This is a genomic window from Bradyrhizobium sp. HKCCYLRH3061 (assembly GCF_051168015.1).
GTDB lineage: Bacteria > Pseudomonadota > Alphaproteobacteria > Rhizobiales > Xanthobacteraceae > Bradyrhizobium.
Map to the genome: position 1 here is coordinate 229,657 of NZ_JBNPUE010000013.1, position 13,699 is coordinate 243,355.

14 protein-coding genes are annotated in these 13,699 nt (G+C 66.2%); 11 read left to right on the forward strand and 3 right to left on the reverse strand.

Features of this window, described 5'->3' with window-relative positions; translation table 11 throughout:
- Positions 1-154: 154 nt before the first annotated feature.
- Both ACQR2C_RS21810 and ACQR2C_RS21815 read left to right on the forward strand, forming a co-directional pair.
- Positions 155-1,150: a M23 family metallopeptidase gene (locus tag ACQR2C_RS21810; protein WP_315804492.1), complete on the forward strand. Its 996-nt coding sequence runs from the start codon at positions 155-157 to the stop codon at positions 1,148-1,150.
- 8 nt (positions 1,151-1,158) lie between these two features.
- Positions 1,159-1,839, forward strand: a complete 681-nt coding sequence (locus ACQR2C_RS21815; protein ID WP_315804493.1) for a hypothetical protein — start codon at positions 1,159-1,161, stop codon at positions 1,837-1,839.
- Positions 1,840-1,889: 50 nt separating this feature from the next.
- Here ACQR2C_RS21815 and ACQR2C_RS21820 read toward each other — a convergent pair whose 3' ends face one another.
- The 3 genes from ACQR2C_RS21820 to ACQR2C_RS21830 are packed head-to-tail and all read right to left on the reverse strand — an operon-like array spanning position 1,890 to position 6,917.
- Positions 1,890-3,038, reverse strand: a complete 1,149-nt coding sequence (locus ACQR2C_RS21820; protein WP_434882075.1) for a DUF4340 domain-containing protein — start codon at positions 3,036-3,038, stop codon at positions 1,890-1,892.
- Complete coding sequence (locus tag ACQR2C_RS21825) at positions 3,035-5,971, reverse strand: Gldg family protein (RefSeq protein ID WP_434882076.1); 2,937 nt, start codon at positions 5,969-5,971, stop codon at positions 3,035-3,037. Before ACQR2C_RS21825 ends, ACQR2C_RS21820 begins: the two co-directional genes overlap by 4 nt.
- Positions 5,964-6,917, reverse strand: a complete 954-nt coding sequence (locus ACQR2C_RS21830) for an ABC transporter ATP-binding protein (protein WP_434845412.1) — start codon at positions 6,915-6,917, stop codon at positions 5,964-5,966. Before ACQR2C_RS21830 ends, ACQR2C_RS21825 begins: the two co-directional genes overlap by 8 nt.
- A 680-nt stretch (positions 6,918-7,597) precedes the next feature.
- Between ACQR2C_RS21830 and ACQR2C_RS21835 the strand changes: the two genes are divergently transcribed.
- The 9 genes from ACQR2C_RS21835 to ACQR2C_RS21875 all read left to right on the forward strand — a co-directional run bounded on the left by ACQR2C_RS21835 (position 7,598) and on the right by ACQR2C_RS21875 (position 13,317).
- Positions 7,598-7,942: a hypothetical protein gene (locus ACQR2C_RS21835; protein ID WP_315804497.1), complete on the forward strand. Its 345-nt coding sequence runs from the start codon at positions 7,598-7,600 to the stop codon at positions 7,940-7,942.
- A 20-nt stretch (positions 7,943-7,962) separates the two neighbouring features.
- A complete protein-coding gene (locus tag ACQR2C_RS21840; RefSeq protein WP_315804498.1) occupies positions 7,963-8,535 on the forward strand; it encodes a TlpA disulfide reductase family protein in 573 nt (190 codons plus the stop codon).
- Positions 8,536-8,663: 128 nt separating this feature from the next.
- Positions 8,664-9,011 (forward strand): BufA1 family periplasmic bufferin-type metallophore, encoded by a 348-nt coding sequence (locus ACQR2C_RS21845; RefSeq protein WP_315804499.1) that lies wholly within the window; start codon positions 8,664-8,666, stop codon positions 9,009-9,011.
- 55 nt (positions 9,012-9,066) lie between these two features.
- Complete coding sequence (gene bufB / locus ACQR2C_RS21850; protein ID WP_315804500.1) at positions 9,067-9,954, forward strand: MNIO family bufferin maturase; 888 nt, start codon at positions 9,067-9,069, stop codon at positions 9,952-9,954.
- Positions 9,938-10,729, forward strand: coding sequence for an HvfC/BufC N-terminal domain-containing protein (locus tag ACQR2C_RS21855; RefSeq protein WP_316238451.1), 792 nt, complete (start codon positions 9,938-9,940; stop codon positions 10,727-10,729). Before bufB ends, ACQR2C_RS21855 begins: the two co-directional genes overlap by 17 nt.
- 29 nt (positions 10,730-10,758) lie before the next feature.
- Complete coding sequence (locus ACQR2C_RS21860; protein ID WP_315804534.1) at positions 10,759-11,226, forward strand: DoxX family protein; 468 nt, start codon at positions 10,759-10,761, stop codon at positions 11,224-11,226.
- A complete protein-coding gene (locus ACQR2C_RS21865; protein WP_434874164.1) occupies positions 11,216-11,848 on the forward strand; it encodes a sigma-70 family RNA polymerase sigma factor in 633 nt (210 codons plus the stop codon). Before ACQR2C_RS21860 ends, ACQR2C_RS21865 begins: the two co-directional genes overlap by 11 nt.
- Positions 11,845-12,513 (forward strand): DUF1109 domain-containing protein, encoded by a 669-nt coding sequence (locus ACQR2C_RS21870; RefSeq protein ID WP_315804503.1) that lies wholly within the window; start codon positions 11,845-11,847, stop codon positions 12,511-12,513. Before ACQR2C_RS21865 ends, ACQR2C_RS21870 begins: the two co-directional genes overlap by 4 nt.
- Positions 12,514-12,648: 135 nt before the next feature.
- Positions 12,649-13,317 (forward strand): hypothetical protein, encoded by a 669-nt coding sequence (locus ACQR2C_RS21875; RefSeq protein ID WP_316238453.1) that lies wholly within the window; start codon positions 12,649-12,651, stop codon positions 13,315-13,317.
- The last annotated feature ends 382 nt before the right edge of the window (positions 13,318-13,699 follow it).

A 13,699-nucleotide genomic window follows, 5' to 3' on the forward strand; every position in this document is an offset into this window, starting at 1 on the left:
CAGCCGCCGGCCGCGATCCGACATCATGATCTGCCTTGGACGAACTTTTTGTGGCCGGCCTGCGCGGCGGATTCTTCATCACGCAGCAGTAGCCGGGGTGCGGCCCTGTCGTGTAGGCTCGCGGGGGGATCGACCGGTGAGTGGGGGTGGTGAGATGAGCGTCACGCGTGCCGCGCGCCGGGGTGTGTTCACCCTGCTGGCATTGGTGGTCCTCAGCGGCCACCGCGCCGAAGCCGCGTTCGACTACGCCCGCTACAAGGAGGCCGGTCTCGACGACCTTCTGGCGCTGCCGCGCCCGGCCAAGGGTGTCGACATCAAGACGGGTGCGCCGTTCAAGCTCGAGGTCATCCTCGCGAGTGCCGGGGGTCCATGTCAGACGGGGTTCTTGAAGAAGTCGATGGCGATGTCGGGCTTCGACCAGGTCGAGAAGCTCGGCGTCTCGAATTGCATCACGGTGCGTTCATCCAAGGGGCGGGAGCTCAAGGTTTTCGTGCAGGACATCGTTTATGGCTTCCTGCCGCGCGAGGTGAAGGTCGGCGGCAAGCTGACGCTCTATGCCGTCCACATCTACACCTCCGCCGAGGGACCCGGACTGCTGGTCAACGAATTCCAGACGGTGCAGCCAGCCGCGCCGGCTCAGCAGCAGCCGTCCGAAGCCGGAATGGCCTCGTGCGGCTGCTGGTCGCTGCGCGATCATCCCGGTATCGATGTCGACGCCGGGACGGAGGGGGCACCGATCGGGGTGATGGAGGATGGCGTCGTGGTCAAGGTGGAGGCGGCCGATCAGGCGCCCGCTGACCTGCCGCTTGTCGGCGGCTGCGGGCGCTACGTCGTGCTCAAGCACAGCTATCCGAACGGCGCCGTCCTCTTCACCCGTTATGCCCATCTCGGTCGTCTGGTCGATGGCAAAGGCGAGATGCCGGCCGTCGGCGCGCGCTTCAAGCGCGGCGAGAAGATCGCCGAGGCCGGCCCCGGCAAGATCATGCATTTCGAGTTGCGGCCCGTTGCGCAAGGCAACGCGACGGTGGATTCCGGGTGGACTAAGCAATACGACGGGATTGCCGACATGGAGTGGTCACGCTACGAGCCGGTGGATCCGAGGAAGTTCGATCCCGACGCCTTTGGCGGTCTGGGCAAGCGTGGGAAGTAGGCGTCGACATGGTGAAGACTGGGGGCCGCATTCAAGCGGTGCTTGTGGGGATCGCCGCGGCGATGCTGACCGGGTGGCTCTCTCCATCGGCGCATGCACAATCGGCGCCGCGACCGGCGTCGCCGCCGCCGGCACGTCCGGCGCCCTCACCACCGGCGCCAGCCGTTCCTGCCGATCTGAAGGACCTGCGCGGCGAATGGAAGCGCGCCGGCGCCGGCTTCGGCTGCGTCGTGACCCCGCCGCGCGAGCTGTCACAGGAGCTGTTGCTCGCAGTCATGGCGCGCGCCTGCATGCGGCTGGGCCCGCTGGTGGTCGGCGACGGTGCTGACACGGCGACCGCTGCGCTCGGGCAGCCCCACCGCACCTTGAAGCAGGCGCAGGACAAGGTCGCCTGGATCTATTTCGTCGGCCAGCGCGAGCACTATCCTTATTTCGTGGTCACCGTGGCCGCCGATAAGATCGTCGCGCTGCAGGTCACCGGCGACGGCACCACGACGGCTCCGGGCTACGAGCTCAGCAGCGTCGGTCTCGGCGCCCCCACCGACGATCTGGTGAAGGTGTTCGGCCAGCCCAACCATTTCGAGCCGAGCGAATTGAAGGGCGTCGAGCTCTGGACCTATCCGCCGCATGCGTTCTCCTTCGAGCTCAAGGGCGGACGGGTGATGTCGATCCGTGTTGGGAAGTCGTGATCCGGCTCCACTGATTGCGCAGCGAAGCCGGATTTGCGCATCGCGGTGCGCTAGCCGCCGGGCGACTTTGGCGGTTCCGCGCCGCCGTGAGCGGCCTGCTCGGCGCCATGGGATGACGGCGGAACAGCCTCTGACGCTGCCGGCGCCTGATCCGTCTTGGCGCCTGAGGTCTCGGCCTTCTTAACGTTGTCATCAGGGTTCTTGGCGTCTGCGCCCTTGTTGTCCGAACTCTTATTGTTCGAGCTGTTGTCGTTCGAGCTCTTGGCGTCCGGCGCCTTGTCCGGTTTCGGCGGCTCGATCAATGCCGCGCGCGTGGCCTGCACGACCGGCGCGGCGGCGTCGGCGTTGACATGGAAAAGATAGTCCTCCGCCGATCGCGTGAACAGATAGCCCCCACCGGCGTCCTTCTTGTAGCGATAGGTCAGCTCGCTTCCGTCGGTGCGCTTCAGCGTGACGGTGACGTCGGGCGCATCCGTCTGCGCCAGCGCCTCCTTGCCCTTGCCGCGCACGTTGTCGAAGGGGGGATGCGCCATCGCGCTGACCAGGGCATCAATCTTGTCGGGCCGCGGCTTCTCGTCCTTGCCGAGCCCCGCCAGCGTGAACTTGCCGTCCTTGCCCTCGATGGTGACGTCGCCGACATTGACGCTGGCGATCTTGTCGCGCGGCGTATCCAGCATGTCGTGCTGCATCCAGGCGCTGGGCTCCGCGCCGATGTCGTAGGTCGCCAGCTCGACGGCAAAGACCGGAGAGGCATCGCCAGCGCGCACATGCACCTGGCGATACGCCGGCGAGGTCCCGACCAGGAGCTCACCGACCCGGCTGCCGCCGCTCGTCAGCACCACGCGGCGCTCATGAACCTTTTCGGTGACCTTGAAGCGCTCGGCTGCGGCCTCGGTCTTCGCGATCGGCCAGCCCTTCTTCAGGCCGGCGATGCGGTCGAGCAGGCCATTGATCTTGGTCGCGTCGGCGGGAAAGTCGGACAAGGCGGGGATCACCCATTTGCCGTCCTTGCGCGCGAGGGTGACGGTGTGGCCGGCATCGTCGTCGATCGCGACCTGATCGACCTTGGCCGGCGCGAACGCGACCAGCGGCTCCTTGGCGTCGAACGCGGCATGATCGGAACGGTTGACCGCGAAGGTGAGAGCCAGCGCGAGCTGGCCACCCAGCAGCGCCGTGAGCAGGATGGGAAGCCCTTTCATGTCCGCGCCTCCGCGATGCCGAGCATGTTGAGATATCTCCGTTGGGCGCCGAGCCGCAGCGCGCGGCGCACGATGTAGACGAGGGCGAGCCCTGCGAGCGCGAGCGCATAGTTCAGGTATTCCCAGAACATCTGGCCGCCGCTCTGCATCGGGGCGAGCGTGCGCGAGAACTGGCCGCCGCGGCTGCGCAGCGCCAGCAGCCCGCGGTCCTCCAGCGACCAGTCGACCAGGTTCTGTGCGAAGTCGAGCGGCGCCAGATACTGCGTGCGGTCGACGCTGGAGGCGAGCTGCAGCACGTCGTCCGACAGGAACGTGCCCGAGCCGATCACGATCAGCCGCGCGCTTTCGGGCGAGCGGGAGATCACGCCGGTGATGCTGGGCTTGGCGTCGGCAGCCGCCGTCTTCGCCGCGTCATCGGGCTTTGCATCAGCCTTTGCGTCGGGTTTGGGCTCAGCAGCGTCCTTGGCGAGAGGCGATGGCTTGCCGGCGAAGAACGACGTGAACTCGCCCTCCATCATGGCCCCGAGCAGCTGGCGCCCCTGCTTGTCGGCAGGAGGGAAGCCGGTGTCGGGATGCGCCTTGAAGTCCGGCACGACGTTGGTCGTCTTGGCGGTCCATGAATGCGGCGAGCTCTGGATCAGATCGACGATCTTCCGCTTCTTGCCGACCTTGTCGGTGTCAATCGTCAGCGGCGAGGCCCAGGACAGCGTCAGCTGCTGGGTGCCGGCCGAGGGCGCCGCGCCCTGCGCCAGCCCGTCGCTGCGGATGTCGGCGAAGAACGGGTAGTCCATCAGCCGGATCTGCCGCACCTTGATGCCGCCGCCGACGTCGCGCTCGCTCGGGATCGGGAACGAGGCGTTCTGGCGGTCGAGCACCATGCTGTCGCCGACCTTCACGCCCTGGAACGCCAGCCAGTCCTCCAGGCCGGACGGCGTCTTGGTCACGTCGAGATTGCCGCGCAGCGACGGCTGATAGGGCGAGGTGGCGACGATCACCGTGCCCCCCTTCATCAGGAACTGATCGACGGCGAACAGCTGCTTCTGATCGAGCTGCTGCGGCGAGGCGACGAACAGGATGTCGGCGCGTTCGGGAACGCGTCCATCCTTCAGCTGGGTGGCGTCGACGAGCGTGTTCTCCTGCAGCTTCTGCTGCAGCAGATCGAACGACGGCCCACTGCTGCCGGGGATGCCGAGCTGCGGCATCGGCTGCTGCGCCGGCGGGGTGTACAGCGCGACGGTGCGCAGCGCGCCGGGCGTGAAGCGCTTCAGCTCGGCGTCGATGTTGCGCTTCAAGCCGTCCTTGTCGAGCTGCTCCGGCAGCTGGATCTGCTCGGTCTTGTCGCCGCTCTTCAGGATCAAATGGAACCAGAAGCGTTTCGGGTTGAGCAGGCCGACCGAGAGCAGCTCCAGGCCGTATTCGTCCTGCAGGGTCTTGGCGATCTGTCCGCCATCGGCGTCGGGATCGACGATCTTCGCGTCGAGCTTGCCCGGCGTCTTGCTCTGGTAGTCCTTGATCAGCTCCTGCAGCGCGGTCTTCAGCTTGGCGAGCGGCTCGGGCAGGTTCTTGGCCGAGATATAGGCCTCGAGCGTCACCGGCTGCGGCAGGCCGGCCAGCACGTCGCCGGAGCCGCGATAGCCGTTCAACACCTTCTTGATCGCGCGCGTGATCGTATACTCGGGATTGCGCAGATTCACGTCGAGCTCGCTGTCGCCGTCACCGCGTTCCTTGACCTCGATGAGATCGCGGAAACCGAGCGTCGTGTATTCATCGCCATATTTGACGAGGATGTTGAAGTAGGAGTTGGTCACCGACGCCTGATACTTGCTCGAGGTCTGGAACGGCACCGGCTGGATGCCGTACTGCTTGTTGGCTTCCGCCTCGAGCGCGGCGTTCTGCATCGGGTCGACGAACTCGACCCGGACCTTGCCTTGTCCTGCGATCTCGTACTCCTTCAGGAGATCGCGCAGCCGCGGCACCAGCGGCGCCAGCAGCGGGTGGGTCTGAGCGCTGAAATAGCCGCGGATCAGCAGCGGCTCCTGCAGCTGGCCGAGATAGCTCTTTGTCTCGTCCGAGATCGAGTAGATGTGTCCCGCGGTGAGATCGGCCCGTGCGGCCGGGAGCTGGCCGAGCCACAGGTTGACGGCGACGAGATTGGCCACCGTGAGCGCGGCCACCATGCGCCAGCGCCGGTGCTGCGGCGCGCGGCCCTGCGACGACCAGCGTAGGCTCTCCAGCACATAGAGATTGAGCACCAGGAAGACGCCGAAAATGCTGAGATAGTAATAGAGGTCGCGCAGGTCGATGACGCCGCGGGCGATCGACTCGAAGCGCGACCCGGCCCCGAGCTGGCGCAGCAGCTCGCCGCCTTCGTTGCCGGTCAGCGAGGTCAGCGTGTTGGAGCCGAGCAGATAGAACGCGCCGCAGATCAGGGTGGAGACGATCAGGCTGATGACCTGGTTGTCTGAGCGGGCGCTGACGAACAGGCCAATCGAGATGTAGGCGGAGGCGAGGGCCAGCGCGGCGAGATAGCCGCCGGCCACCGGTCCCCAGTCGAGCCGGCCGATCATGGAGACCGTGATCGGGAGCGGCAGCGTCAGCGCCAGCGCGATCGCGACCAGGGCCAGGCAGGCGAGGAACTTGCCAAGGACCAGCTGCAGCGGCGCGACCGGCGATGTCAGCAGGAACTCCAGCGTGCCGGCGCGCCGCTCCTCGCTCCACATCCGCATCGTGATGGCCGACACGATGAAGATCATCAGCACCGGCATCCATTCGAACAGCGGCCGGACGTCGGCGATGTTGCGGGCGAAGAAGCGGTCGACCCAGAAGAACAGGAACAGGGTGACGGCGAGGAACGCGGCCATGAAGATGAAGGCCGCGGGCGAGGCGAAGAAGACGGCCAGCTCCTTGCGAGCGATACGAAGAACGTTATGCATGCAGGGCCTCCGGGGTCGGCGCGCCGGCGCCGGTGATGTCGGCAAACAGGGTTTCGAGATCGCGCTGTTCGGGATGCAGGGCGAACAGATCGAGCTTGTTGTCGGTGATGACGCGGGCGACGGCCGGCGCCACGGCGCTGGCCGCGTGGCCATTGAGGTTGAGGGCATAGGCATGGCCGGGCTCGGCCGCCGTCAGCCGCTCGACGCTCTTGACGAGGCCAAGCCCTGTGACCAGCCGCTCGACCAGGTCGGGCGGCCCGCTGGTGACGAGACGCAGCCGGCCAGGCCCGCCGAGATCGCTCATCCTTGTGTCGAGCGCCAGCCGGCCGCGGTTGATCACCAGCACGCGCTCGCACACGGCGCGCACCTCCTGGAGGATGTGGGTCGACAGGATCACCGTCGCGGTCTTCGCGAGATCCCGGATCAGTCCGCGCATCTGCGCGATCTGCGATGGATCGAGGCCGTTGGTCGGCTCGTCGAGGATCACGATCTTCGGCTTGTGCAGGATCGCCTGTGCGACGCCGGTGCGCTGCCGGTAGCCGCGCGACAGGCTCGCGATCGGCGCGGTGGCCTTTTCCGCAAGGCCGGTCGCGGCGATGGCATCGCGCAGCGCCTGCGCCCGGGCGCCCGGCGGGATTCCTCTCAGCTCCGCCGCGTAGTCGAGGAATTCGACCACTGTCATCTCGGGATACAGCGGACAATTCTCGGGCAGGTAGCCGATCAGTGCCTGCGCCTGCCGGCGCTGCCTGCCGATGTCGTGGCCATGAATGGTCGCCGTGCCGGCGGTCGGCTCGAGATAGCCCGTCAGCATTTTCATGATGGTGGTCTTGCCGGCGCCATTGTGCCCGAGCAGGCCGACGATCTCGCCGTCGCCGACCTCAAAGGAGACGTCGTCGACGGCGGTGAATGACCCGTATTGGCGGGTCAGGTGTTCGGCGGAGATCATGTGACGTGTCGCTCCTGAGTTGGCCGTCGCGGCGCCGGATCCTGATCGACATGCAGGATCGATCACCGGCGGCACGCGCGTCGGATGCAGCTGAGAGGATCGGGCCGACCGAACCGGTGGTCGTCGGCATGGAAGCTGAGAGATCGGCGCGCCGAGCGCAGCGGTTCAGAGCGGCCCGGCCTATGCGATGGGGGGAGTCATCATCCGGAAGAGCACATCGTGCGACGAAGCCTTGTGCAACACCTTGGGAGGTCGTGAAGCGTTTGTTTCCCGCCGTTCTGTTGGTTGCGGCTAACTAATCGAACGCGAGCAGATGAATCAAGCGGGGGCAGCCGCCCTGGATCGATCACGACCGGTCAATTGGATGTGAGCGGGCAAGTCGAACGCACGTGCTGCGCCGACCGCGATCCGCGCCGGTGCGCATGACTTCGACGGCTGCGCGTGGCCTGGCACTTGGCCGTCGTGGTAATGAGGGCGTCACGGTCCACGACATCCCGGCGATCTTCGTCCGCTCGCAAGACCGTGCGTCGGAGCGCGGCTCCTTTCGGGTCGTCGGACCGGAACTACCCGTCGCACGACTGTGATTTGCGCGGCCGTGACGAGTCGCCTGGTAACCTTTCCCGGTCTGAGATCGTATCGTCGAATGGCAGCATCCGGACACGCGGGTGGGAGGTATTCAATTGCACAAGAGGCAGCCGCGCATCGTGCGCATCACGCACCGTCCCAGCGGCGAGGTAATCGCCGAGGGGCCTGTCGGACTCTGGGACATCACGCCGTTCGAGGGAAACTTCTACATTCGGTGGCGCTGCCTGAGAACACGCCATCTGCGTCCGAACTGGATTCCCGGACTGTGCATCTACAAATTCCTGTATGTGTGGCTCGACCTGGAGCTCCCGGACGGCCGGCGCGAGCCGTCGATCGGATGGCTGTACTGGCTGCCTAATCCGCTGTTCGCCTTCATCGCGTTCCGGCCCGCCGTTCCGCAGTTTTCGCCAGCGCTTGCCATCGAGGAACTGGCGCGGTGAGCGTTGCGAGCCGGCGCGAGGTGATCGGCGGGCTGCTGACGGCGCTCATAACGCGCGCGGGATCCGCTTCGGCTGCATCCGCCGCCGACGACGTGCCTGCCTTCACAACCGGCCGTCACCAACTCACGCTGTTGCGGCCGCAGCAGAGCCTGCCGGCGATACGGCTGTTTCGCCTCGACGGCGGTACGCTCGATCTCGCCGCGCTACGCGGCGCGCCAATCGTACTGAATTTCTGGGCCTCGTGGTGCGCGGCCTGCCGCATCGAGCTGCCGGAGCTCGATCGGCTTGCACGCAGTGTCGCGCGCCAGCGCCTGCACGTCCTCGCGGTATCCGAAGACCGCAGCGATCGCGACAGTGTCGGTCGCTTCGTGCGCGCGCTGAGGCTGACGTCGCTGTCCATCTGCCTCGATCCGAACGGATACGTGGCGCAATCCGGAGACGACGGTGGCAGGCCTGCGCCGTTTACGCTGTATGGCATGCCGATCACCTATCTGATCTCGGCTTCAGGTCTGATCGTCGGATACCTCCCGGGTGCGGCCGACTGGTCGTCGTCGGCGGCGGCAGATCTGCTCGAATATCTCGGGTGCAACTGAGCGATGAATCGCGAAGCAGTCAGCGTAACCTTCCGATGCATTGGAGCGAACCGATGGACAGGCGCGCCGATGGCCGCCAGACACCTGCAATGTCCGCAGGCTGAAACCCGGAGAATGGAGGAATTCGCATGTCCAATCGCACGCTGTCCGCAATGATCGTCGGCGCATTTGCGGTCGCTGCCGGCGCGCTCGCCGTCACGTCCGCCTCGGCGGAGACGATGGCCAAGGGCGACATGGAAAAGATGATGAAGGCCAAGCAGGCCGAGACCATGAAGGCCATGAAGGACGGCAAGATGGAGAAGTGTTTTGGCGTCGCGCTGAAGGGCCAGAACGACTGCTTTGCTGGCGCCGGCACGACCTGCGCGGGTACCAGCACGATCGATTATCAGGGCAATTCGTTCAAGCTGGAGCCGAAGGGGACTTGCACGACAATGCAGACCCCCAAGGGTCCGGGTAGCCTGACGCCGAAGGCCTGAGACATCGTCGGCGGGCTGCTTGCGGCCCGCCATTTCTCTCGATCGGAGTCTGCACGTGGCACGCGCGCAATTCTCGACGGCCGGCCGGATCCCTGCGCGGGGCGGCGTCGGCCTCAAGGCCGAGCACTATCGCGGTATCGTTGAAACGTGGCCCGATATCGGCTTCTTCGAAGTCCATGCCGAGAACTACATGGGCGCGGGCGGGCCGCCGCATCGCTATCTCACGGCCGTTCGCGAGCGCTATCCGGTGTCGCTGCATGGAGTCGGATTGTCGATCGGGGCCGATCGGCCGCTCGACCAGGCCCATCTCGGCCGTCTCAAGCATCTGGTCGACCGCTACGAACCAGGGTTGTTTTCCGAGCACCTCGCCTGGTCGTCGCACGGGAGCGGCTTTCTCAACGATCTGCTTCCGGTTCCCTATACGAGCGAGACCCTTATCCGCGTCTGCGATCACGTCGACGAGGTGCAGAGCGTGCTCGGCCAGCGGATGCTGCTGGAAAATCCATCGACCTACGTCGCGTTCACCGAGAGCAACTGGTCCGAGCCCGACTTCATCGCCGAGGTCGCCCGCCGCACCGGCTGCGGGCTGCTGCTCGACGTCAACAACGTCCATGTCGCCGCGACCAATCAGCAGTGGGACCCGCATGGCTATCTCGCCGCCTTGCCGCTCGCGCAGGTGTTGCAGGTCCATCTTGCCGGCCACGCCCGCGAAGTCGACGAACATGGCAGGCCGCTGCTGATCGACACCCACGACCGACCGGTCGACGACGTCGTCTGGTCGCTGTATGCGCATGCGATCCGCGCGACCGGCCCGGTGCCGACATTGATCGAGTGGGACGCTGAGGTGCCGCCATGGCAGGTGCTTGCGGCGGAGGCCCGCCACGCAGAGGCCGTCATGCTCTCGCCGTCGCTGGAGGTGGTCTGTAATGCCGCCGCTTGCTGAACGTCTCGGCGGCTTTGCGCGCGCACTGCTCGATCCCGCGCAGCCGGTGCCTCCAGGTCTGGTCGGGCCGGACGGGAGGCCGAGCGACCGCCGGTTCGGAGTTTATCGCAACAATGTCGTCGCCGGCTTGACCGCAACACTGAAGGACGCCTACCCGGCGGTGTATCGCATCGTCGGAGCGGAGTTCTTCCATGCCATGGCGCGCTGCTATCTGTCGTCCGAGCTACCGAGCTCGCCGATCCTGCTCGACTATGGCAGCGGCTTCGCGGCGTTCATTCGCGGCTTCGCGCCGGCGTCAGTGCTGCCGTATCTCGCCGACGTCGCAGCGATGGAGCGCGCCTGGACCGAGTCGTATCATGCGGCGGAAGCCGAGCCGGTCACGCCTGCGGCTTTCGCCGCCGTAGCGCCGGCCGATCTGCCGGCCCTCCGCCTGCACTTGCATCCATCCCTGCGGCTGGTGTGCTCGGCGTTTCCCGTGCTTACGGTCTGGCAGATGAATGTCGCGGAGGGAATTGCTGGCCCGGTCGATCTCGACGCGGGCGGTGGTGAGGCGGTTCTGATCGTCCGTCCCGAAGCCGATGTCGTGGTTCGCGCGATCCCGTCGGGCAGCCTTGCGTTCGTTCAGGCCTTGTTGGCCGGTCGGTCGATACTGATGGCGGTCGAAGACGCGCTGCGCGAGGACGCCGGCTTCGACCTTGCCGGCACCCTGCACGATCTGATCCATGGCGGAGCCGTGATCGGCTCCGACCACGTGACGATGGCGGAGGCGTCATGAGCGCGGACAGCCGGGCTCTCGCGTTGCCCATGTCGGATGCGATCGATCGGCTCGTGCGGCTGGCTCTGATCGTCGCGCCGCCGATGCTGCGCATCGCGCTTGCGGTGCCGTTCTTCAGATCCGGGCTCACCAAATGGGATGGCTTCCTGTCGCTGTCACCGGCCGCGGCGTATCTGTTCGAGGACGAGTTCAAGTTGCATCTGTTCGGTCAGGCCTATGATTTTCCCTGGCCTGCGGTGTTCGCTCATCTCGATGGCGTGGCCGAGATGCTGCTGCCGGTTCTCCTGGTGGCCGGGCTGGCGACCCGGATCAGCGCGCTCGGGCTGTTGGTCATGACCGCCTTCATCCAGCTCGTCGTCCCGGATGGCTGGGCCAATTTTCATCTGCCCTGGGCTGCGATGGCGGTTGCGATCATCGCGCTCGGGCCCGGGCTCATCAGCCTCGATCATCTCGTCCTGTCGCTCGGTCGAAAGCTGGAGGGCGCCGATGGGCAGTGACCAGAGCGGTCCTGCACCGCGGCTGAGGCTCGTCCCGGTGGACGCGCCGAGCGGGGCGGACCTCAAGCCGGGACGGCGCGCGCTCGATTGGGCGATTCTGATGGCGCATGCCCAGGAGGGTGATCGTGTCGCCTATCAGCGGCTGCTGCAGGAGATCACGCCCTACCTTCGCTCTCTCGCGGCACGGCGCTGCAAGCAGCGCAGCGACATCGAGGACGCGGTGCAGGACGTGCTATTGACCATTCACTCGGTCCGCCACACCTACGATCCGACGCGCCCGTTCGCGCCGTGGCTGGTGACCATCACCAACCGTCGCCTGATCGACCGAGTACGGCGGCAGTCGCGCCAATCGCGGCGTGAGACTGTGTTGTCTCCCGAGCACGAGATCGCAGCCGAGCCCGAGACCGGCGTGGAGGCGGCGCCCGACCGCCGCGAATTGGAGCTGGCGATCGACAACCTCCCGCCCGCACAGCAACAAGCCGTGCGCCTGTTGAAGCTCAGGGAGCTGTCGCTCAAGGAGGCCTCGGCGGCAACCGGAATGTCCACGACCTCATTGAAGGTGAACATGCATCGCGCTCTGAAGAGTCTTCAGAAGCTGCTCATTCCGCGGAACGAGCCATGATCAAGACCGGCGATCTGATCGACTCTCTTGCGAACGACATGCGGCCGGTCAAGCGGCTGCGGCCGCCGCTGCTGCGTGCCTGCGGCTGGCTGATCGGGGCAGGCGCCGTAGTGGCGCTGCTCGCCGTCAACCAGGGGATCCGTCCGGATCTGGCGCAGCGTCTGCACGATGCGCCATTCGTGACCAGTCTCGTCGGCTCGATCCTGACCGGCGTGCTGGCCGCGATCGCGGCATTCCTGGTCAGTCTTCCCGACCGCTCGCGGTGGTGGATGCTGCTGCCGATGCCGGCGCTGGCGCTATGGCTGTCCAACATCGGCTATCAGTGCCTCACCGACTGGGTTGCGGTTGGTCCCGACGGCATGAGCCCTGGCGAGGCGGCCCGCTGCTTCACGACGCTTGCTGTGACGAGCCTGCCGTTGTCGCTGGCCCTGCTGGTGATGCTGCGCTACGCGGCGCGTCTGCGGCCGACCATCGTCGCCTTGACCGGCGGCCTCGCCGTGTCCGCGATCACGTCGACGGCGCTCGCGCTGTTTCATACGATCGACGCCTCGGTGATGATCCTGATGTGGAACGTCGGAACGGCTGTCCTGCTGATCGGCGCGGGTGGCCTGTTCGGCCGTCGGATGTTCGGCTGGGTCGCGCCGCGCGTCTTTGCGCAGGACTGAGCTCGTGGTCGGTGGACTGACGGGGACCGTAACCTTCGTCGTGCTTGGAGCGAACAGTCTCCGGGCTCAGGCGCAGACAGCCCCTCGGGACGCGCATCGCGCGTCGATGTTCACAGGCGCGAGGAGAATGAGACAATGCAACGATCGAAAAGCCTTGCCGGGTTGGCCAGCGTGGCGCTGATGCTGGCGGCGCTCGTGCCGTCCGGCGCCAGCCGGGCTGCCGATGCGACCCATCTGTCGTTCGTCACCCACGCGGCATTCTTCTCGGCGGAGACGAAGCAGCCGAAGCCGCTCGATCCCCATGCCTTCGTCGCGGACGCCGCGGCGTTGGCCGCCGTCGGGCCGCAGAACATCTCCCACGTCGCGGGTTTCCGTCCGGCCTTCATCGAGCAGGATGCGAAGACCGCCGCGGTCGCCAATGCGAATGGCGAGCCGATCGGCTTCACGCTCGGCGACTGGCTCGCGGCGAGCGGCAGCGTGACGCTCACTCCTTCGGCCGGCGGCAAGGTCGAGATCGCCATGAGCTTCGACCATCTGAAGCCGGGCGGTCACTACAGCCTGTTCGAGAATCACTTCGATCAAAAGCCGGTCGGCTTCACGCCGCTCGATGGCACTGCGACGGCCAATGATTTCGTGGCCGGGCCGGACGGCAGGGCGAAGCTGACGATCATCGCGCCGCAGCCGCTGACCCACGACAACGCCGTGCTGCTGGTCTATCACAGCGACGGCATGACGCATGGCGCGAAGCGCGGCGACATCGGCGTCAATGCCCATCACCAGCTGATCGCGCGGATTCCGGAATAGATCATCGGCTGCGATCCCGCTGGGCGTCACGCGCCGCGGGATCGTTGCCAGCGGGCCTCGATCCAGGACTCCCAACTCGTCGTCAGTGGCTTGCGCTCCGTCATGGCCGGCCGGACCTTTCGCCAGAACGAGGATGCAAGGTTACCCACCGGCCGCGACCATCGGCGAAAATAATGATTGCTGGTTTTCAGAAAACATGCTTATATCTCTGCAACCCGCCTCGAGCAGAGGGACGTACGCGTCGTCACGAACGTGGAGGCGGGCTGCGATGGACGTGACGGCTGTGCCAGACGAGCGCAACCGTGACGGACGGCGAAGTCGTGTGGTCCTGGCCTCTCGACGCTGAGGTCAAGTCTGCGGTGGTTGCCTGACGGCACGCGCG

Coding starts and splice junctions, on each gene's coding strand:
- ACQR2C_RS21810 (WP_315804492.1), top strand. CDS start 155: ATGAGCGTCACGCGTGCCGCGCGCCGGGGTGTGTTCACCCTGCTGGCA.
- ACQR2C_RS21815 (WP_315804493.1), top strand. CDS start 1,159: ATGGTGAAGACTGGGGGCCGCATTCAAGCGGTGCTTGTGGGGATCGCC.
- ACQR2C_RS21820 (WP_434882075.1), bottom strand. CDS start 3,038: ATGAAAGGGCTTCCCATCCTGCTCACGGCGCTGCTGGGTGGCCAGCTC.
- ACQR2C_RS21825 (WP_434882076.1), bottom strand. CDS start 5,971: ATGCATAACGTTCTTCGTATCGCTCGCAAGGAGCTGGCCGTCTTCTTC.
- ACQR2C_RS21830 (WP_434845412.1), bottom strand. CDS start 6,917: ATGATCTCCGCCGAACACCTGACCCGCCAATACGGGTCATTCACCGCC.
- ACQR2C_RS21845 (WP_315804499.1), top strand. CDS start 8,664: ATGTCCAATCGCACGCTGTCCGCAATGATCGTCGGCGCATTTGCGGTC.
- ACQR2C_RS21855 (WP_316238451.1), top strand. CDS start 9,938: ATGCCGCCGCTTGCTGAACGTCTCGGCGGCTTTGCGCGCGCACTGCTC.
- ACQR2C_RS21860 (WP_315804534.1), top strand. CDS start 10,759: ATGTCGGATGCGATCGATCGGCTCGTGCGGCTGGCTCTGATCGTCGCG.
- ACQR2C_RS21865 (WP_434874164.1), top strand. CDS start 11,216: ATGGGCAGTGACCAGAGCGGTCCTGCACCGCGGCTGAGGCTCGTCCCG.
- ACQR2C_RS21870 (WP_315804503.1), top strand. CDS start 11,845: ATGATCAAGACCGGCGATCTGATCGACTCTCTTGCGAACGACATGCGG.
- ACQR2C_RS21875 (WP_316238453.1), top strand. CDS start 12,649: ATGCAACGATCGAAAAGCCTTGCCGGGTTGGCCAGCGTGGCGCTGATG.